The organism is Microbacterium sp. NPDC056736 (assembly GCF_042790415.1).
Lineage (GTDB): Bacteria > Actinomycetota > Actinomycetes > Actinomycetales > Microbacteriaceae > Microbacterium.
In genome coordinates this window covers 1-18,081 of sequence record NZ_JBHTZE010000001.1, presented here as the reverse complement: position 1 = coordinate 18,081, position 18,081 = coordinate 1, and the positions used below count along the sequence as shown (strand labels likewise).

General features: G+C 71.7%; 17 protein-coding genes. 9 read left to right on the top strand and 8 right to left on the bottom strand.

Going from position 1 to position 18,081, the window contains the following annotated elements; all coding sequences use genetic code 11:
• Positions 1–58: 58 nt before the first annotated feature.
• Genes ACFRAL_RS00085 through ACFRAL_RS00075 form a run of 3 tightly spaced genes read left to right on the top strand, consistent with a single transcriptional unit; the run spans position 59 to position 2,882 of the window.
• A complete protein-coding gene (locus ACFRAL_RS00085; protein WP_336394433.1) occupies positions 59–1,324 on the top strand; it encodes a histidine kinase in 1,266 nt (421 codons plus the stop codon).
• Positions 1,312–2,019, top strand: a complete 708-nt coding sequence (locus tag ACFRAL_RS00080; RefSeq protein ID WP_336394434.1) for a response regulator transcription factor — start codon at positions 1,312–1,314, stop codon at positions 2,017–2,019. Before ACFRAL_RS00085 ends, ACFRAL_RS00080 begins: the two co-directional genes overlap by 13 nt.
• Positions 2,016–2,882, top strand: a complete 867-nt coding sequence (locus ACFRAL_RS00075; RefSeq protein ID WP_336394435.1) for a DUF4097 family beta strand repeat-containing protein — start codon at positions 2,016–2,018, stop codon at positions 2,880–2,882. The genes ACFRAL_RS00080 and ACFRAL_RS00075 overlap by 4 nt, the downstream gene beginning before the upstream one ends.
• Positions 2,883–2,957: 75 nt before the next feature.
• Here the strand turns inward: ACFRAL_RS00075 and cofE are convergent, their stop codons facing one another.
• Complete coding sequence (gene cofE / locus ACFRAL_RS00070; RefSeq protein ID WP_378878532.1) at positions 2,958–3,746, bottom strand: coenzyme F420-0:L-glutamate ligase; 789 nt, start codon at positions 3,744–3,746, stop codon at positions 2,958–2,960.
• Positions 3,747–3,905: 159 nt separating this feature from the next.
• Entirely contained in the window at positions 3,906–4,412 is a 507-nt protein-coding gene (locus tag ACFRAL_RS00065; protein ID WP_336394436.1) for a GNAT family N-acetyltransferase, read from the bottom strand.
• 152 nt (positions 4,413–4,564) lie between these two features.
• Here ACFRAL_RS00065 and ACFRAL_RS00060 point away from each other — a divergent pair, with 152 nt between their 5' ends.
• Positions 4,565–5,125 carry a thioesterase family protein gene (locus ACFRAL_RS00060; protein ID WP_378878530.1) on the top strand — a complete coding sequence of 187 codons (561 nt, stop codon included), beginning with the start codon at positions 4,565–4,567 and terminating at the stop codon, positions 5,123–5,125.
• 21 nt (positions 5,126–5,146) lie between these two features.
• Here the strand turns inward: ACFRAL_RS00060 and ACFRAL_RS00055 are convergent, their stop codons facing one another.
• Together ACFRAL_RS00055 and ACFRAL_RS00050 are read right to left on the bottom strand one after the other, a co-directional pair.
• Positions 5,147–5,461 (bottom strand): hypothetical protein, encoded by a 315-nt coding sequence (locus ACFRAL_RS00055; RefSeq protein WP_378878528.1) that lies wholly within the window; start codon positions 5,459–5,461, stop codon positions 5,147–5,149.
• 62 nt (positions 5,462–5,523) lie between these two features.
• Entirely contained in the window at positions 5,524–5,838 is a 315-nt protein-coding gene (locus ACFRAL_RS00050; RefSeq protein ID WP_336394439.1) for an ATP-dependent DNA ligase, read from the bottom strand.
• Between the two features lie 136 nt (positions 5,839–5,974).
• On the opposite strand from ACFRAL_RS00050, the gene ACFRAL_RS00045 reads away from it, so the two are divergent.
• Entirely contained in the window at positions 5,975–6,760 is a 786-nt protein-coding gene (locus tag ACFRAL_RS00045; protein WP_336395043.1) for an EAL domain-containing protein, read from the top strand.
• Positions 6,761–6,838: 78 nt separating this feature from the next.
• On the opposite strand, the gene ACFRAL_RS00040 is transcribed toward ACFRAL_RS00045, so the two are convergent.
• Positions 6,839–7,108: a hypothetical protein gene (locus tag ACFRAL_RS00040; protein ID WP_336394440.1), complete on the bottom strand. Its 270-nt coding sequence runs from the start codon at positions 7,106–7,108 to the stop codon at positions 6,839–6,841.
• 41 nt (positions 7,109–7,149) lie between these two features.
• Here ACFRAL_RS00040 and ACFRAL_RS00035 point away from each other — a divergent pair, with 41 nt between their 5' ends.
• Positions 7,150–7,455, top strand: a complete 306-nt coding sequence (locus tag ACFRAL_RS00035) for a hypothetical protein (RefSeq protein WP_336394441.1) — start codon at positions 7,150–7,152, stop codon at positions 7,453–7,455.
• Here the strand turns inward: ACFRAL_RS00035 and ACFRAL_RS00030 are convergent.
• Entirely contained in the window at positions 7,447–9,399 is a 1,953-nt protein-coding gene (locus ACFRAL_RS00030; RefSeq protein WP_378878524.1) for a diguanylate cyclase domain-containing protein, read from the bottom strand. The genes ACFRAL_RS00035 and ACFRAL_RS00030 overlap by 9 nt on opposite strands.
• A 220-nt stretch (positions 9,400–9,619) precedes the next feature.
• Between ACFRAL_RS00030 and ACFRAL_RS00025 the strand changes: the two genes are divergently transcribed.
• Positions 9,620–10,252, top strand: a complete 633-nt coding sequence (locus ACFRAL_RS00025; protein WP_378878522.1) for a hypothetical protein — start codon at positions 9,620–9,622, stop codon at positions 10,250–10,252.
• Between the two features lie 69 nt (positions 10,253–10,321).
• On the opposite strand, the gene ACFRAL_RS00020 is transcribed toward ACFRAL_RS00025, so the two are convergent.
• Positions 10,322–11,221: a LysR family transcriptional regulator gene (locus ACFRAL_RS00020; RefSeq protein ID WP_378880179.1), complete on the bottom strand. Its 900-nt coding sequence runs from the start codon at positions 11,219–11,221 to the stop codon at positions 10,322–10,324.
• Positions 11,222–11,367: 146 nt separating this feature from the next.
• On the opposite strand from ACFRAL_RS00020, the gene ACFRAL_RS00015 reads away from it, so the two are divergent.
• A complete protein-coding gene (locus ACFRAL_RS00015; RefSeq protein ID WP_378878520.1) occupies positions 11,368–15,156 on the top strand; it encodes a proline dehydrogenase family protein in 3,789 nt (1,262 codons plus the stop codon).
• A 49-nt stretch (positions 15,157–15,205) separates the two neighbouring features.
• Here the strand turns inward: ACFRAL_RS00015 and ACFRAL_RS00010 are convergent, their stop codons facing one another.
• Positions 15,206–16,255, bottom strand: coding sequence for a LacI family DNA-binding transcriptional regulator (locus ACFRAL_RS00010; RefSeq protein WP_336394446.1), 1,050 nt, complete (start codon positions 16,253–16,255; stop codon positions 15,206–15,208).
• A gap of 327 nt (positions 16,256–16,582) precedes the next feature.
• On the opposite strand from ACFRAL_RS00010, the gene ACFRAL_RS00005 reads away from it, so the two are divergent.
• Positions 16,583–17,941 (top strand): extracellular solute-binding protein, encoded by a 1,359-nt coding sequence (locus ACFRAL_RS00005; protein WP_336394447.1) that lies wholly within the window; start codon positions 16,583–16,585, stop codon positions 17,939–17,941.
• The last annotated feature ends 140 nt before the right edge of the window (positions 17,942–18,081 follow it).

The window sequence follows — 18,081 nt, the reverse complement described above, 5'->3', positions numbered from 1 at the left end:
CCGAGGTCTCCGGCTTCCTCTGGCGCGCCGCGCGCCCCGCGCGCCTACCGTAAGGGGCATGACCTCCTCGGACACTTCCCACTCCCGCCCGGTGACGCGGCCGGCCCAGGTGGCGGGCGCGATCGCGCAGCTCGCCGCACTCGGCGTCATCGGCGCCGCGGTGTTCTCGCTCCTCTTCTCGATGCTCGGCCTCGGCATCGGGCTGCTGTTCGTCCTCGGCGTCGGCCTGCTGGTGCTCTTCGCGCTCGTCTACGTGCTGTACGCCGTCGGCTGGCTCGAGACGCAGCGCGTCGACGGGCTCTACCGGTTCGGGCTCGCGGCACCCCGGCCCCGGTCGAGCGGCCGGCCCGGCTTCGGCGGCTTCCTCCGCACGGTGTGGCTGCAGGCGATCGACCTCTCCACGTGGCGTGCGATCGCGAACCTCGCGATCGCGACCATCCTCGGCTGGGTCGTGGTCGCCCTCGCGGGGCTGCTCGTGTCGGGCGTCGTGCTGGCCTTCGCGCCGCTCTTCGCGGATGCCAGTGCCGTGCGCCTCGCACGCACCGGCATCGACGTGCCGCTCTCGTGGGCGCTGCCGGTCGGCATCCTCGCGGTGCTCGTCTCCGCCGCCGGCCTCGTCGGGCTGGGCGTCCTCCACGGCGTCATCTCGCGCGCCGTCATGGTGCCCTCGCGCGAGGCCCAGCTCGCGGCCGCCGCGCGCGCCTCGAGCCTGCAGCACGCCGGTGCCGTGCGCGCCGCCGACGTGGAGCGCACGCGCATCGAACGCGACCTTCACGACGGGGTGCAGCCTCGGCTGGTGTCCGTCGGCATGACGCTCGGACTGGCGCAGCAGAAGATCGACGCCGACCCCGAGGCCGCGAAGGCGCTGATCAGCGAGGCCCACACCTCGACGAAGGCCGCCATCACCGAGCTGCGGCAGCTGGCCCGCGGCATCCACACCTCCGTCCTCGACGATCGGGGCCTCGACGCCGCACTGTCGGCGCTGGTCGCCCGGTCGGTGGTCCCCGTGCACACCGACGTGCGGCTCGACGGCCGCTGCAGTCGCGACACCGAGGCGGCGGCGTACTTCGTGATCGCCGAGGCGCTGACGAACGCCGCCAAGCACTCCCGGGCCACCGAAGTCCGTGTCGTGGTGCGGCTGCGCGAGCCGGGGGTCCTGTGGGCGCGCGTCGAGGACAACGGCGTCGGCGGCGCGCGCGTCGTCCCCGGCGGCGGTCTGGACGGCATCGTCAACCGCGTCCTCGCCGCGGGCGGCGAAGCCCGCATCGACAGCCCCGCCGGCGGCCCGACCAGCGTGGAGGTGAGCATCCCGTGCGCATCCTGATCGTCGAAGACTCCGCGCTGCTGCGCGCCGGCCTCGTGCGCGTGCTCGAGGACGCCGGCCACGAGGTGGCCGCCGCGCTCCCCGACGCCTCGCACCTCGACGAGACGGTCGACCGGACCGCCCCCGAGCTGTGCATCCTCGACGTGCGGCTTCCGCCGACCTGGACCGACGAAGGCATCCGCGCCGCGCTGTCGCTGCGTGCGCGGCTTCCCGAGCTGGCGGTCCTCGTGCTGTCGCAGTACGTGGAGGAGCGCTACGCCGCAGACCTCATCTCGTCCAGCGGCGGCGCGCTCGGCTACCTCCTCAAGGACCGCGTCGCCGACGTGACCGAGTTCCTCGAGGCGATCGACCGCATCGGGTCCGGGGCCACTGTGCTGGACCCCGAGGTCGTCGCGCAGCTGCTCAGCCGCAGGAAGCGGGATGAGCGGATGCTGCGGCTCACCGAGCGCGAGTCCTCCGTGCTCGCCCTGATCGCGGAGGGCCGCTCCAACCAGGCCATCGCCAAGACACTCCACGTCAGCGAGGGCAGCGTCGAGAAGCACATCACCGCGGTCTTCCAGAAGCTGGACCTCGAACCCGACGAATCGGGCAACCGCCGCGTCCTCGCGGCGCTCGCCCACCTCGAGCACGGCGGCACCACGCCGCCCGGCATCACACCAGGCGGCCGCGCGCCGCAGACAGGAACGAACCGATGAGCACCACCATGACCCCGCCTCCTCCGCCCTCCTCCGCCGTCCCGGATCGGCCCGCCGATGCGCCGCCGCCCTCCAGCGGGTCGCGCGTCGTCGCGATCGTGCTGATCGTGTTCGGGGGACTGGTGCTCCTCGGCGCGATGATCTCGGCGGCCGTGGGCACGATCGCCTCGGCGTCCGTGTCCACCTCGACCCGCACGGTCGACGTCGCGGATGTCGACCAGCTCGATGTGGACGCCGCCGCCGGCACGCTCCAGGTCGAGTTCACCGACGTCGCCGAGGCCGAGCTCGAGGTCACGAGCTCGTGGGGCGCCGACGTGTGGCGGTTCGAGCGTCAGGGCGACACCCTCGAGGTCGCGTCCCCCGACCGGTTCGGCTGGTTCGGCTGGGGCGGGTGGTTCGGCGACCAGCGGACGGATGCCGTGCTGCGCCTGCCTGTCGCACTCGAGGGCCTCGACGCCGACGTCTCGCTGTCGGCCGGTGAGTTCGTCACCGACGGCGAGTTCGGTGCGCTGGACATCTCACTGGCCGCCGGGTCGTTCGACGTGACGGGCTCGGCCGAGACGCTCACGGCGGACATGAGTGCCGGCCGGGGCAACCTCGAGCTCGAGGACGTCGGCACGGCCGTGCTGACGGTGAGCGCCGGCTCCATGGAGGCCCGGCTGACCGGCAGCCGCCCCGACTCGATCGACATGGACGTGAGCGCCGGATCGCTGCGGCTCACCGTCCCCGAGGGCGACTACGACGTGACCTCCGACGTGTCCGCCGGCGGGTTCGACAACGACCTCGGCTCGACGCCGGGTGCCGCCAGCACGATCACCGTCCAGGTCTCGGCGGGCGAGGTCGTGCTCCGGTCCGAGGGCTGAGCCCCGACCGCCCGACCCGCTGCCGCCTTCGGGCGACGGCGGGTCGGGCGCGTCCGCGGACGCCTGCGCCGCGGGCTACGCGGGGTGAGGGGCGACGGATGCCGCGCCGGCGGCGAAGCCCTCCGCATAGGCCTCGTCGGCGCCGAGGCGGAACATGTCGCGCTCGAGCGGGCGCACGATGGAACGGGCGCCGGGAAGGTCCAGCGGCCCGACGAGGTCGCCGCGACCGCGCACCACGGCGACGGGCAGGCGTGCGGCCTTGCCCTTGACGAGATCGGCGGCGGCGGCCAGCTCGTCGCCGACGCACGGCATGGTGACGACGAGCGGCCGGCCCTCGGCATCCGTCCCTCCGCGCAGGTCCTCGAAGACCAGCACGCCGCCGGCGCCGATCGCGTGATCGGTCTGGCCCTCGCGCCAGGCGCGGCCGAGCGTGTCGGAGACGATGACGCCCACCTCGACGCCCAGCCGCTCCCGCAGACCGCCGGCGATGGCGCGTGCCGACGCGTCGGGGTCGACGGGCAGCAGCAGGACGGTGCCCTCGGGAGTGTTCGACGCGTCGACGCCGGCTGCGGCCGACACCATGCCCAGGCGGTTCTCGACGATGCGGGTGGTGGCGCCGGTCGGGGAGGTGCGGGATGCCACGACCCGCACCGTCTCGGCGGTGATGGCGTCTTCGCGGTCGTCGGCGACGACGAAGCGCCCCTCGGCCTTCGACACGATCTTTGAGGTCACCACGAGGATGTCGCCGTCGGCGAGGTCGCCCGTCGCCGCTGTCGCGATGACGTCGACGAGGTCGGTCCCTGCGGTGATCTCGGGGATGCCGTCCAACGGCCAGACGGTGAGGCGGGTGCGAGCGGAGGCCATGGGTCCAGTCTTCCCGATCGCCGGCGGGTCATCGCCCGCGCCGGCTCCGGGCTCGTGGTGCCGCGCCGCGTCACGACGACGTCACGCACGTTCCGCGAACGACAGAGGGCGTGCCCGGCGGACCGGACACGCCCTCCGCCGAGCGCGGGCCGCGCGGGATCAGCGCACGAAGCGCACCTCGGTCAGCGTCTCGCCGAGGAAGGGCTCGGTGTGCGTCGCACCGTCGAGCGTGAAGCCGTTGCGCGTGTAGAACCGGTGCGCGCGGGGGTTGTCGTCGGCGACCCACAGGTACAGGCCCTCGGCGGGCTCGACGACCGAGTCGAAGAGCCGCTGGCCGATGCCGGTGCCGTGGTATGCGTCGAGCAGATAGATGAAGTAGAGCTCGCGGAAGCGCGGGGCGTCCTTGTCGCGGGCGGGGCCGGACCCCGCGAATCCGACGATCTCGCCGTTGACGAGCGCGGCGAACATCTTGAACTCCGGGCCCTGGACGGCCCAGTGGGTCCAGAGCTCGGCGAGGCGCTTGGGGGAGACCGCCTCGAGGGCGGCCTTGCTGATGAGGTGGTCGTACGTCTCGTGCCAGCACGTCGCGTGGACGCGGCCGAGGGCCTCCGCGTCGACGTCGCGCACCGGACGGACGACGATGTCGGTCTGGGTTTCGGCTTCCATGGGCCAGACTCTACGCGGCCCCGGGCGAGACCTGAAATCCGCCGGATCGCGCGCGCACGCGACGTACCGCTTCGGCCCGCCGGCGTCCGGGCGACTGCGGATTCCGACAACCGAATCGGCGGATCGGTTCCGCATCGCTACCATCGCTCGTCGTGAACGTGTTGTGGCGGACCCTGATCGTGATGCTGACCGCGCGCCGGCGCCTGCGCCGCTCCGGGCGGATCGGGCCGACCGAGATCGGGCGGGTGCGGGTCACCACGTTGCCGACCGACATCGATCTGCTGCGCCACATGAACAACGGGCGCTACCTGTCGCTGTTCGACCTCGGCCGCTGGGATCTGCTCGTGCGGACCGGCCTGTGGGACGTCATGAAGCGCTACGGGTGGTACGCCGTGGTGTCCAGCGAGACGGTGACGTTCCGCAAGTCGCTCAACCTGTGGCAGCGGTTCGACATCGAGTCCCGCATGATCGGGCACGACGACAAGGCCGTCTACCTCGAGCATCGAGCGGTCGTCGACGGCGAGGTGTACGCCCGTGCGATCATCCGAGCACGGATGATGAAGCGCGCCGGCGGCACCCTCTCGCACGAAGAGCTCTTCGCGGCGGTCGGCCGGCCCGAGGGCATCCCCGAGGTGGATGCCTGGGTGCACGAGTGGGCCGCGGCATCCGCTCTTCCGCCTACTCGTGCGGAGGCGCCCAGCGTCTGGCGCTGAGCGACGGCGTTCGGCCGGCGATCAGCGGAGGATGACCGCCGTGACGAGCGAGATGGCCGCGAGGATTCCGACGTTGACGGTCGCGAGCAGCATCGTCCAGAGCCTGCTGCTCGGGTCGGCGGTCGTCAGCGGCCGCCGGTCGACGGCGTCCAGTGCCGCATCGAGGGACCGGAATCGGCCGATCGTGCGGCGGCCGCGGGTCGCGACGTAGCCGCTATCGTCCCGCTTCACCTCGCCCACGGTGCGGCCGAAGCGGTCTGCGGCCCATGCGCCGCGCTCCGGGCTCGACCAGTGGATCGCCCAGCGCGTGTCGATGTCGTCAGCGTGCTGTGTCATGCGTAGAACGCTAGACACGCCGTGAATCAGGTGGGTGCCCTTGACGGATCGGGAGCGGTCGACTATGGAGCGCCTGTCGGCGCCTCGGGCTCGGGGACGAGGGTCAGGCCGCCGGGAGAGTTCGCGGCCTTGGTGAGTGCGTCGATCCAGGCGGGGTTGAGGCGGGGCTGGCGTCCGCCGAAGTACTCGAACGCGAGCGACACATGCGGGCTCAGCCACACCGAGGTGCGCCCCAGGCCGCTGCGCATGGGGTCCGTCCACGTGAAAGGAAAGGACTCCCCGCGACGGAGCTTGGCCCAGATCACGGTCTGCAGGTGGGCCAGGACGCGGTCGTCGAAGGAAGCGGTGACCCTGGTGTCATAGGTGAGCGTGCCCATCGGATCTACAGTAGCCTTCCGAGCGGCTTTGCGGGCGTGTCGTGGAGCTCGATGGGGTGTGAGCGTGGATTATAGCGGTTTTGACGATCCGTGTCTGGTGTTGCGCCCGAAGGCGCAGATCACCGAATCTTGTGAGATGGTCAGCACGCCTCAGCTCACTCGGGATCTGCGAACGGCTCTGTCCTCCGGTGCCTTGACACTCGCCTTCCAGGGCCAATTCGATCTTCAGACGGGCGCGGCCGCGCCGTCTGAGACGTCGCCACCGGATGCAGTCGAGGCGCTGTGTCGCTGGAATCATGTGACGCTGGGAGCAGTGCCACCCGACCGGTTCATCGCGCTGGCCGAGCGCGGCGAGTTCCTCGAAGAGATCGACACGCGCGTATTCGCTCTCGCGACCGAGCACGTCGCGCGGTGGCGGAAGTCCGGTCACACCGTCGGGCTGGCGGTGAACGCGTCTCCCGCTCACTTCTCCACCCGCTATGCGGGCACGGTGCTGACCAGGCTGGACGAGCTCGGACTCGATCCCGCCGGCGTGACCGTCGAGATCACCGAGGCGCCCCTGCCTCAGCTGCGCCCCGGCATGCTCTCCGCCATCGAGGCGCTGCGGGCGGAGGGCGTCGCCATCTCGGTCGACGACTTCGACGCCGGCGGCGACGTCGCAATGCTCGAGACCCTGCCGATCGACGAGGTGAAGATCGATCGATCGCTCACCCAGCGCGTCGATGCCGCGGCAGAGGACGCGATCTCCGCCGTGGTGGACAGCAGTGCGAACCACGGGTGGCGTGTCGTCGCCGAAGGGATCGAGACCCTCGACGACTTCGAGCGCTCACGCAGCCGCGGCTGCCACCGTGGCCAGGGCTACCTGTGGGGTCTGCCGCTGCCCGTCGAGCAGATGGACGTCGTGCTGGCAGGAGAAGCCTGAGCCCGCACGCGTGAGCCTCGGGCGTCGGACTCGGGGGATCATCGCGGGACTCGGCTCAGGAGCCGTCGCCCGCGACCCTCAGAGGCCGTAGTCCGCGACGTCGTCGGAGATCTCGTCCACCGGGGCGCCGGCGCTGGGGACGGTGTCGCCGACCTCGAACTGGGACCAGGTCACCGGCATGCCCGGGGAGAAGAGGATGTCGACCCCGGGTCCGCCGCGCAGGGGTGGGACGTTGACATAGCCGCCGCCCGCCTTGATCGCCTCGAGGATGCTGTTCTTGAGCTCGGTGACGGGGTCGGGGAGGAAGTAGTCGCGTCCATCGACAGTCAGCCGGTTCACGATCGCCATGGCCCCAGCGTACCCGGTGGCGTGCCGCGTAGGATCGAGGCGTGGGCACACTTCACTACGGCTCCCCGCCGGCGTCCTTCAAGATCGACGACCGGGCGCTCGCGCATGTCGAACTGGTCATCATGGCCAAGCTGCGACGCCGAGAGAACCTCTCCTTCGCCATCGTCGACGAAGAGACGTCGGTGCGTCAGGCGATGTGGATCTCGCCGGTCACCATGCTGCGCTTCGAGTACGAGGCACCCATGCCCGAGATCAACCGGCTGTGGCTTCAGGAGCTCGTCGACACCGCGAACTCGTCGGGCGGCCTGCGCATCGTGCCCGAGCCGGAGCTCCCCGCCTCACGCTGAGACGCGTCCACCGCCCCCGCGCTTCGCGCGGTACATGGCGGCGTCGGCGGCATCGAGCAGTTCGCTCGCGCCGGTACCGCGCTGGGCGGCGACGACGCCGGCCGACGCGTGCACGCGCATCTCGATGTCGCGCACGACGATCGGCTCGGTGATCGCCGCGAGCGCGCGGCCGGCGACAGCCGCCGCCTCGGCCGGACTCGCGTCGACGCACACGATCACGAACTCGTCCCCGCCCAGCCGCACGACGACGTCGGTCGTGCGGGCGACCCCGCTCAGCCGCCGGCCGATGGCCGCGAGGACGGCGTCCCCCATCTCGTGGCCGTGGGTGTCGTTGACCAGCTTGAAGTCGTCGAGGTCGAGGAAGACCACCGCGACAGACCTCTCGGAGGCGCCGAGCAGATCGTTGAGACGCTCGTCGAGGTACCGGCGGTTGTGGAGCCCGGTGAGCGCGTCGCGCACCGCCAGCTCCGCGAGCTCGGCCTGCGTCCGCGCCACCAGCGCGGCGCGGATGTCCTCGCCGAGGTCGTACGCGTCCTGGGCGTGCTCGCCCCACGGAAGGCTCCGGCCGGTCACGCTCTCCTGCCAGGCCGAGAACGACCGTCGCGGGGAGAGGGGATGCTCACGATTCTCGGGTCGCTGATCGCCGAGCCACTCCACCGTGCGGGCGACCTCGCTGCGCACGAACACCAGGCGGTCGCCGTCGCTGCCGAGCGGGACGACCAGCAGACCGGTGACACCGGGGATCTCGACGGCGAGCTCGGGGCGCTCGATCGGCAGCGCCTCCCAGAGGAATCTCCCGGGTCCCAGCTCGTCCACGACGGCGAACAGGCGCTCGGGCGCGGGGACCACGCCGACGGTGTCGATCGCGTCACCGAGGCGCAGCACCGCGCCGTCGGCGGGAACGACGTCGAGCACCGTGCGCTCTCCGCGCATGAGCACGGAGCCCGCGTCGGCGCGGCCGAACAGTGGGGCGATCAGTGCGATCCTCCGCTCCCTCGCCTCGAGCTGACGGCGGAGCCTGCGGATCTGCTCGGCGGAGGCGAGCTGCGAGGCGACCTGCGAGGCCAGCACCTCGATCGCTCGGCGCAGCAGCACCGGGATACGGCGGGGCGTCCGGTGGGCGCAGGTGAACATGCCGACCAGCTGGTCGTCCAGGACGATCCCGAACGACACCGTGGAGGCCTGGCCCATGTTCCGCATGAACTGCAGGTGGTGAGGGGAGACGGCGCGGAGCTCGGTGGGGCCGAGGTCCAGCGGGCTGTCCTCGGGGAGGAGCGTATGGATCGGCGTCCCCGGGTCTGCGGTGTCGGCGATCACGCGGGAGCGCTTCTCGATGTAGAGCGTGCGCGCCTGGACCGGGATGTCGGATGCCGGGAAGTGGAGGCCGAAGTAGGGCTCCATGTCGGGCTCGCGCTCGTCGGCGACGACCTGCCCGTGCGCGTCGTCGTGGAAGTGGTAGCACATCACCCGGTCGTAGCCCGTGATCGCCTTGATCTCACGCGCCGCCTGCTGGCGCAGCTGATCGGGATCGGTGATCGCCGCCAGTCGCTGGATGGCGCCGACGACCCCGGTGCGCACGTAGTCGAGCCCGGGGACCACCGGCTCGAACTCGAGGACCAGCGGCGACGTGCCGCGGTGGGCGATCACGTCGTAGACGACGCCCTCGAACTCCGCGCGCACGGGGTCGACGGCGACGCCGTGGGTGATCGACCACGACACCATGTCGCTGCCGGCCTCGCGCAGGTCGCGCCCGAGCCAGTGCTCGGCGTTGGCGCTCGCCGCGACGACGACGCCTGTGACCTCATCGATTGCGAACAGCCTGCCGTGCGACTGGATCGCGCCGATCGTGCGGATGGGCTCGGTCGAGCATTCGCGGACGCGGAGCATCTCGGCGTCGTCGCCGGGAAGGTCTCCGTCGAAGGTGAGAGCTGGTACGTCGGTCACGCAAGCCCTTCAGTCTTGATGTGGGGGCGGACAAGGGGCACTGCGTTAGCGGGTCCCTACATCCTAAACGGAGGTCCCGACCATGCCAAAGGATGCCGCCGCGCCTGATACCGCAGGCGGCGCAAGGGCGCAATGGGTTTGTGCGCGGCCGCGGCGGGGCGGTTCGCTGACAGTGGTGGCGTCGGCACCCCCGCCGGCGCCGGAGGGAGAAGGAGGGGCCGTGGATACGACCACCCTCATCTGGATCATCGTCGGCATCGTGGTCGTCGTCGCGATCGTCCTCGTTGCGCTGCTGCTGTCGGCGCGCGGCCGCCGCAACCGGCGGGAGCAGGCGCAGCACGAGAAGGCCGAGAAGCTGCGCGCCGAGGCGCGCGAGTCCGAGTTGAAGGCGCGGGAGCACGAGGCGGAGGTAGCCCAGGCCCGCGCGGACGCGGCATCGGCCACGGCGGCCGCCGAGCAGGCGCGCGCCCGCGCCGCGCAGGCGTCGATCGACGCCGAGAAGCGGCAGAGCACGATCGACGAGCACGAGTCGGACGCCGCGAAGCTCCGTGCCGAGCAGGCCGAGCGGCTGCGCAAGGCGGACGACGTCGACCCGTATGTCGGCGACGACGGTCGCAGCGCCACGGCGACGGACGCCGGTGCCCGGAACGCGTCGGCGGCAGCCGGCGACGTCCGCACCGACGAGCGCACCGCCGACTCCCGCACGAGCGATCGCTCGGACGCGCCGGTCGGCGCGTCGGACGACGGAGTGCGTCGCGTGCACCGCGACGACGGGGTCGACGCGGCGGCCGCCGTGGGCGACACCGCACCGCCGGCGGACGAGCCGCGGACGCGGCGTCCGGACGGCACGTGACGGCACTCACCTGACAGGCACCCGGGTCCGCGGGCCCGGGTGCCTGTCATGCCCGGAGCGGCCGAAGCGTCAGCCCGCGGCATCCCGCCTGGTCGTCGGGAACGCGTCCCGCAGCGCGCTGCGGACTTCGGCGATGCCCGCCCTGCCCTGTGACGAGGTGCGCTGCGCGAGGAAGATCTCGCGCGCCGGACGCCCGGGGAGGTCGAGCACGGCGACGGGCGTCGGGTCGCCGCCCCACAGCAGATCCGGGAGCACCCCGACCGCCTGGCCGGCGGCGATGAGCCGGGCATGGGCCGACAGGTCGGCCAGCTCGAAGCGGACGTCGGGTTCGAAGCCGGATGCGCGGCACTGCTGGACGGCCCAGAGCCGGGCGGCGGTGCCCGCCGGCTCCATCACCCACGCCCGAGCGCGCAGATCGTGGAGCGACCGCGCGGCATCCCCCGCGGGAATGGCCACGCGGATGGGATCGATGCCCAGGATCTCGCGCTCGATGCCCGCCGTGTGCGGACGCGTGTGACCCGGGTACTGCTCGGCGATCACGAGGTCGACGCTGCGCGCGGCGAGTTCGAAGAGCCCCCGCTCGGGAGGCAGCTCGACGAGCTCGACGCGAAGGTACGGGGCGCGTTCGGCGAGGAGGGCGAGGGCGACGGGCGCGACGGCCAGCGCCGCCGTCTGCATGACGGCGACGCGGACGGGGGCGAGGCCCGGGTGCAGGGACTCGAGCTCGCCGCGAGCCCGCTCGTCCTGGTCGAGGGCGCGCGCGGCGTGGGCGGCGAGGACCTGTCCGTGCTCGGTGAGGCGCACGCGGCGTCCCTCCGGGGCGAGAAGCGGCACGCCCGCCTCCTTCTCGAGCTGCGCGAGCTGCTGCGAGATCGTCGAGGGGCTGTACGACAGCGCCTCCGCCACGGCGGCCAGCGTGCCCCGCAGTGCCAGCTCATGCAGCAGGCGCAGGCGTCGCAGCTCGAACATGAGCATCCCATCGAAAATCCTGAACGATACTGATCGTAGACGATCGCTTTTCACGAACGGACGGATGCCTCAGGCTGGACGCCATGCAGCACATCGAGGTGCAGTCTGGAAGCACGGGCCCCGTCGAATCGACATCTGGAGTGCGAATGGAAGACGCTGCCGAACGGCATCTCGCAGACGAAGCCGTCACGCTGGCTCGGCGGTGGATCGCCGAGAGCGCGGAGGCCCACGTCGACCCGGCGGCGGAGCGCCTCGCCGGAGTCCTGAAGGACCCCAGCGGCCTGCCGTTCACGATCGGCTTCGTCGACGGTGTCATGCGACCGGAGAGCCTGTCGGCGGCGGCATCCCATCTGCACCGCGTCGCGCCCCTCGTTCCCGGGTTCCTCCCCTGGTACCTCCGCTCCGCCGTGCGGGTCGGCGGCGCCGTCGCCCCCGTGCTGCCGGCGCCGGTCGTGCCGATCGCGCGCCGGGTGCTGCGCGAGATGGTCGGGCACCTCGTGGTCGACGCGCGACCGGAGAAGCTCGGCCCGGCCATCGAGCGTCTGCGCGAGACGGGAGCGCGGCTGAATCTCAACCTGCTCGGCGAGGCGGTGCTCGGCGAGCAGGAGGCCCTGCGGCGACTCGAGGGGATCCACGAGCTCATCCGCCGCCCCGACGTGGACTACGTCTCGGTGAAGGTCTCGGCGATCGCCAGCCACATCTCGATGTGGGCGTTCGACGAGATCGTCGACACGGTGGTCGACCGGCTCCTGCCGCTGTACCTCTCGGCGGCGCGGGCGGACGCGGCCGACGCGCCGACCGACCCGGACGGTCGGGCGCGGGAGGCCACCTTCATCAACCTCGACATGGAGGAGTACCGCGACCTCGACCTGACCGTCGCCGTGTTCACCCGGCTGCTCGAGGACCCGCGACTGCGCGGCCTGGAAGCCGGCATCGTGCTGCAGGCGTACCTTCCCGACGCGCTGCCCGCGCTGGAGCGGCTGACGGACTGGGCCCGGGAGCGCGTCGCGGCCGGCGGCGCCCCGATCAAGATCCGCCTCGTCAAGGGCGCCAACCTCGCGATGGAGCGCGTGGACGCGGTGCTGCACGGCTGGCCGCTCGCCACCTACGACACGAAGCTCGACTCGGACGCGAACTACATCCGGTGCCTGCGGTACGCGCTGCAGCCCGAGCGCACCGCCGCCGTGCGGATCGGGGTCGCCGGCCACAACCTCTTCGACATCGCCTACGCATGGCTGCTCGCGGGTGCGACGGGCGTGCGCGACGCCGTCGAGTTCGAGATGCTCCTGGGCATGGCCCAGGGCCAGGTCGCGGCGGTCGCGCGCGAGGTCGGCCACGTGCTCCTGTACGTGCCGGTCGTGCGTCCCGACGAATTCGACGTGGCCATCAGCTATCTCGTCCGGCGGCTCGAAGAGAACGCGTCCAGCGAGAACTTCCTCTCCGCCGCGTTCGAGCTCGCCGACGATCCGGCGCTGTTCGCACGCGAGCGCGACCGCTTCCTGGCCTCGCTCGCGCGTGCGGACGATCCGGCGCTGCCGACCGGCCCCCGCCGCACCCAGGACCGGGCCGCCGAGGTGGCAGTCCTCGACGCCGCGTCCGTCGCGGCTCTGCGCGCTGAGGCGCCGCTGCGCCGCACGGCGTCGCCGGGGGAGGACGCCGGGCTCACGCAGGCGGTGATCGGCATCGCGCGCTCGGCCGGCGCAGCCGGCGCGCCCGGTGACACCGCGCCGATGGAGCGCATCGTGCCGGAGCAGGTGTTCGGCGCCGACGCGTTCGTCGAGACCGCCGTGTTCGCGCCCCGCGAGTCGGGGGCCCGGGCAGCGGGCGCGCCCGGCTTCCGCAACGCGTCCGACAGTGACCCCGCGCTGCCCGGGAACCGCGCGTGGGCGCGGGATGTGATCTCCCGGATCGAGTCGTCGCACGCCGGCGACGCCACGATCGCCGCCGCCGCGGTGACGGACGAGCAGTCGCTGCACGAGATCGTCGCCCGCGTCCGCCACGCGGCCGCCGCGTGGGGCGCGACCCCGGCGGCCGAGCGCGGGGCCGTGCTCGCGGCGGCGGCGCGTGCGCTGGAGGCCCGCCGCGGGGAGCTCATCGAGGTGGCCGCGTCGGAGACGGGCAAGGTGTTCGCCGAGGCGGATGTCGAGGTGAGCGAGGCCGTCGACTTCGCCGACTACTACGCCGCGACCGCACGAGAACTCGATCGCGTGAGCGGGGCGGTGTTCGAGCCGGCGCGACTGACGCTCGTCACCCCGCCGTGGAACTTCCCGATCGCCATCCCCGCGGGCGGCGTCCTGGCCGCCCTCGCCGCCGGATCGGGTGTCGTGTTCAAGCCGGCGCCGCAGGCGCGGCGCTGCGCGGCGGTCGTGGCGGAGGCGCTGTGGGAGGCCGGGGTGCCGCGCGACGTCCTCGCCCTCGTCGACATCGACGAGGGCGGACTGGGCCGCGCGCTGGTGGCGCATCCGGACGTGGACCGCGTGATCCTCACCGGCTCGTGGGAGACCGCCGCACTGTTCCGCTCGTGGCGTCCGGACCTGCCGCTCCTCGCCGAGACGAGCGGCAAGAACGCGATGATCGTCATGCCGACGGCGGACCTCGACCTCGCGGCATCCGACCTCGTCAAGAGCGCGTTCGGCCACGCCGGACAGAAGTGCTCGGCCGCGTCGCTGGCCATCCTGGTGGGGCCCGTCGGTCACTCGCGGCGATTCGCGCGCCAGCTGGTGGACGCCGCGACCTCGCTCCGCGTCGGCCCGCCGTCCAACCCGCTCAGCGAGGTCGGCCCCGTGGTCGAGGCGCCTCGCGGCAAGCTGGAGTGGGCCCTCACCACCCTCGAGGAGGGCGAGCAGTGGCTCGTCGCGCCTCGACAGGTGGACGCCGGACCGGAGTATGCGGGCCGGCTCTGGACCCCCGGCATCCGCACCGGCGTGCAGCCAGGATCGCGGTTCCACCGCGAGGAGTTCTTCGGACCCGTGCTGGGCATCATGCACGCGACGTCGCTGTCGCACGCGATCGAGCTCCAGAACGCGGTCGAGTACGGTCTCACCGCAGGCCTGCACACGCAGAACCCCGACGACCTGGCGATGTGGCTCGACCGGGTGCAGGCCGGCAACCTGTACGTCAACCGGGGCATCACGGGCGCCATCGTCCAGCGCCAGCCCTTCGGCGGGTGGAAGCGCTCGTCGGTGGGCGCGGGGGCGAAGGCGGGCGGCCCGAACTACCTCATGGGTCTGGGCCGCTGGCGGCCGACCTCGGGATCGCCGGCGTCGGCGACGCTCCACCTGCGAGGGCTGGACACCCGCATCGTGTCGCTCATCGAGGCGGCGCAGCCGTCGCTGGGCTACGAGGCGTTCGAGTGGCTCCGCCGCGCCGCGCTGTCGGACGCCATCGCGTGGGACCGCGAGTTCGGTCAGGTGAGAGACGTGTCGGGTATCGGCGTCGAGCGCAACCTCTTCCGCTACCGGCCGGTCGACTCGGTCGCGGTGAGGGCGACGGCGGATGCCTCGTGGCAGGCCGTGCTCCGCGTCGCCGTCGCGGGGCTGCGGGCGGGGTCGGCGATGACCCTCAGTGCGCCCGTGGGCCTGCCGCAGACGGTGCGTCGCGTGCTGGCGGACGAGGGCGTGGGAGTGTTCGTGGAGACCGAGGAGGAGTGGCTCCAGCGGCTCATCCGGGACGAGGACATCGTCGCCGCCGCGGCCGACGCCGATCCGGCGCCCCGTCCATCGCGCGTGCGCCTGGTCGGCGGGGCCGAGTCGGTCGCCGCGCTTCACCGAAGGCTCGCCGAGGCGGTCGACGGAGACCCCGACCTCGCCGTCTACGACAACGACGTGACGACCGCGGGCAGGCTCGAGCTTCTCCCGTTCCTCCACGAGCAGTCGGTGACGATCACGGCCCACCGTTTCGGGAATCCGGACGCGTGGTCGGAGGCTGTCATCTAGCGCCGTCGCCGCGGCGCGGTCCGCGTCCGGCGCGTGCGGTCGGCTCTCGTCAGGGCTTCTCGTCGGCTCCGGCGTCGGGGAAGCCCGTGGACTCCCGCGCCACGATGCGGAACGGCGGCTTGAAGGTCTCGGGACTGCGCCGTTCGCCCTTCTCGTTGATGCGCTCGAGGAGTCGGTCGACGGCGATGGCCGCGATCTGCGCCCGGCCGGTGTCGACGGTCGACATCGACGGGACCGAGTACTTGCTCTCGTCGATGTTGTCGAACCCGATCACGGCGACGTCGTCGGGCACACGGAGTCCCTCTTCGCGCAGAGCGCGCAGGACACCGAGTCCCAGCGTGTCGTTGAGCGCGAAGACGGCATCGAATTCCACGCCCTCCTGCACCAGCAGGTGCGTCGCGGCCGCGCCGCCCGCCCGGTTCCATCGATGCATCGAGGTATGCCGGATGAGGGCCGGATCCTGATCGATGCCGGCCTGCTCGAGGGCGCGCCGGTAACCCTTCAGGCGCAGGCTCGCCGAGCTCGCCTCGTCGACGTCCTCGTGGTCGGCGCCGATCAGCGCGATCCGCCGGCGGCCGATCGAGAGGAGGTGCTCGACGGCGGCCTGCGCGGACGAGGTGTTGTGCATCGTGACGTGATCGGTCGGGCCGCCGAAGATCCGCTCGCCGAGGAGCACGAGCGGGCCCTCGACGTTCAAGGCGTCGGCATCCTCCTGGCCCAGCCTGACCGGGCTGAAGAGCAGCCCGTCCAGGAACCGCGGCCGGCTGCGCGAGACGGCGCGCAGCTCGGCATCCCGATCCCCGCTCGTCTGCTCCACCATGACGCCCAGGCCGTGCTTCTCCGCTGCTCTGATGACCTCGTCGGCGAGTTCTGCGAAGTAGTTCTCGCGCAGCGACGGGACCGCCAGCCCGATGACGCCCGTCCGGCCGGAGCGCAGGCCGCGTGCCGAGAGGTTGGGCCGGTAGTCGAGCTGCTCGATCGCTTCGTTCACACGATCGCGGGTGCCGGGGCGCACGTGCGGATAGTCGTTGATGACGTTCGAGACCGTCTTGATCGAGACTCCCGCCACCCGGGCGACGTCGTGCATCGTCGGTCCCATGGGCGCCCGCCTTCCGTTCGATCTGCACTCTAGTGTGACGCAGATGCGATGCCCGTCGTGTGCGGATCGGGCCCCGCCTCGTCGACGTCTCCGTGCAACGTTGTGGATCACCGTACCGCCCCGCCGTCCCGCGGTCGTACGTCACAGAACTTTCGATGCGTGCGCAGGAATTTGCGGTGCACCCTTGACACCCCTCGCGGCCGGTGGGAAAGTGTCTGCAACGTTGCTCTACAACGTTGTAGACCCGAGAGCACCGCGATCCTGCACCCTCGTGCTCCAGGCGGTCATGCACCGACGAAGAAGTCAGCACACCGAAAGGAAAGTCCAGTGAAGACGAAGCCTGTCCTTGCTGCGGTCACAGCGTTCGCCCTGGTCGGCGCCCTGGCCGCATGCACCGCCGGAGGCGGCGACGCCGATGGCGGCGGCAACAGCGACGCCAGCTGCACCAACGAGATCAAGAACCCCGACGCCCCCATCGTCACGCTGTGGGCCTGGTACCCCAACTCCGAGACCGTCGTCGACAACTTCAACGAGGCGAACGACGACGTCCAGGTGTGCTGGACAAACGCCGGCGCCGGCGGCGACGCGTACGACAAGTTCCAGACCGCCATCTCGGCGGGAAGCGGCGCCCCCGACGTCATGATGGTCGAGGCCGACCGCATCGCGGTCTTCCAGGCGCAGGACGCCCTGGTGGACCTCTCCGATCTCGGCTACGAGGACGTCAAGGACAACTTCAGCGAGGGCGCCTGGAAGGACGTCTCCGTCGGTGACGGCGTCTACGGCGCACCGATCGACGGCGGCCCGATGGGCATGATCTACCGCAACGACATCTTCGAGCAGTTCGGCATCACGCCCCCCACCACGTGGGAGGAGTTCGAGGCGACCGCGCAGGCCGTCAAGGACGCCGGCGGCCCGTACATGGCGAGCTTCGCCGCGAACCAGCCCGCCGCGGTCACGGCGCTGATGTACCAGAACGGCGCGCAGCCGTTCGAGTACGACCCCGCCAACGAGGGCGAGATCGGAATCAACCTCAACAGCGACGAGATCAAGGAGGTCCTGGACTACTGGGCCGGCCTGGTCGAGAAGGACCTCGTCGGCACGGAGGACCAGTTCACCCCCGAGTACATCGCAGGCGTGATCGGCGGCGACTACGCCACCTACCTCTCGGCCGCGTGGGCGCCCGGCTACCTTCAGGGCGCGGGCGTCGGCGAGGGGGCCGACGAAGGGGTGTGGTCCGTCGCGCCGATGCCGCAGTGGGACGCGAGCAACCCGATCGCGATCAACTGGGGCGGCTCCGCGTTCTCGGTCTCGAGCCAGGCCGACGACCCTGAGCTCGCCGCGAAGGTCGCCTTCGGCGTCTACGCCGACCAGGCCTCGCTCGATGAGGGCTGGCAGGACCAGATCATCTTCCCGCTGAACGTCAGTGTCCTCGACTCGCCCGAGTTCCAGGACTACGAGGTGCCGTTCTTCAGCGGCCAGCAGGCGAACAAGGAGGTGTACGTGCCCGCGGCCAACGCGTACGAGGGCATGACGTACACCCCGCTGGGCCAGTACTACTACTCCGAGCTGACCAAGCAGATCGCCGCCATCCATGACGGCGCGGCCACCGGCTCCGAGGCCGCCGACGCGCTCCAGGAGTCCGTCGTCGCCTACGCCGAGGAGCAGGGGTTCACCGTCACGCAGTGACCTGGGCCGAGGGTGGGGGGGCGGGGCCCGGGGCCCCCCCCCCCGGCCGCCCCCCAAACCCCCCCGCAACAAAAAAACCCCCAACACGGGGGAGTAAAAAAATAACAAGCCACACAAACAACAATTGTGGAGGGGTGTGG

What these genes read in the sequence shown, in the direction of transcription:
- ACFRAL_RS00085 (WP_336394433.1), top strand. Translation starts at nt 59, where the DNA reads ATGACCTCCTCGGACACTTCCCACTCCCGCCCGGTGACGCGGCCGGCC.
- ACFRAL_RS00075 (WP_336394435.1), top strand. Translation starts at nt 2,016, where the DNA reads ATGAGCACCACCATGACCCCGCCTCCTCCGCCCTCCTCCGCCGTCCCG.
- cofE (WP_378878532.1), bottom strand. Translation starts at nt 3,746, where the DNA reads ATGGCCTCCGCTCGCACCCGCCTCACCGTCTGGCCGTTGGACGGCATC.
- ACFRAL_RS00065 (WP_336394436.1), bottom strand. Translation starts at nt 4,412, where the DNA reads ATGGAAGCCGAAACCCAGACCGACATCGTCGTCCGTCCGGTGCGCGAC.
- ACFRAL_RS00055 (WP_378878528.1), bottom strand. Translation starts at nt 5,461, where the DNA reads ATGACACAGCACGCTGACGACATCGACACGCGCTGGGCGATCCACTGG.
- ACFRAL_RS00050 (WP_336394439.1), bottom strand. Translation starts at nt 5,838, where the DNA reads ATGGGCACGCTCACCTATGACACCAGGGTCACCGCTTCCTTCGACGAC.
- ACFRAL_RS00045 (WP_336395043.1), top strand. Translation starts at nt 5,975, where the DNA reads ATGGTCAGCACGCCTCAGCTCACTCGGGATCTGCGAACGGCTCTGTCC.
- ACFRAL_RS00040 (WP_336394440.1), bottom strand. Translation starts at nt 7,108, where the DNA reads ATGGCGATCGTGAACCGGCTGACTGTCGATGGACGCGACTACTTCCTC.
- ACFRAL_RS00020 (WP_378880179.1), bottom strand. Translation starts at nt 11,221, where the DNA reads ATGTTCGAGCTGCGACGCCTGCGCCTGCTGCATGAGCTGGCACTGCGG.
- ACFRAL_RS00015 (WP_378878520.1), top strand. Translation starts at nt 11,368, where the DNA reads ATGGAAGACGCTGCCGAACGGCATCTCGCAGACGAAGCCGTCACGCTG.
- ACFRAL_RS00010 (WP_336394446.1), bottom strand. Translation starts at nt 16,255, where the DNA reads ATGGGACCGACGATGCACGACGTCGCCCGGGTGGCGGGAGTCTCGATC.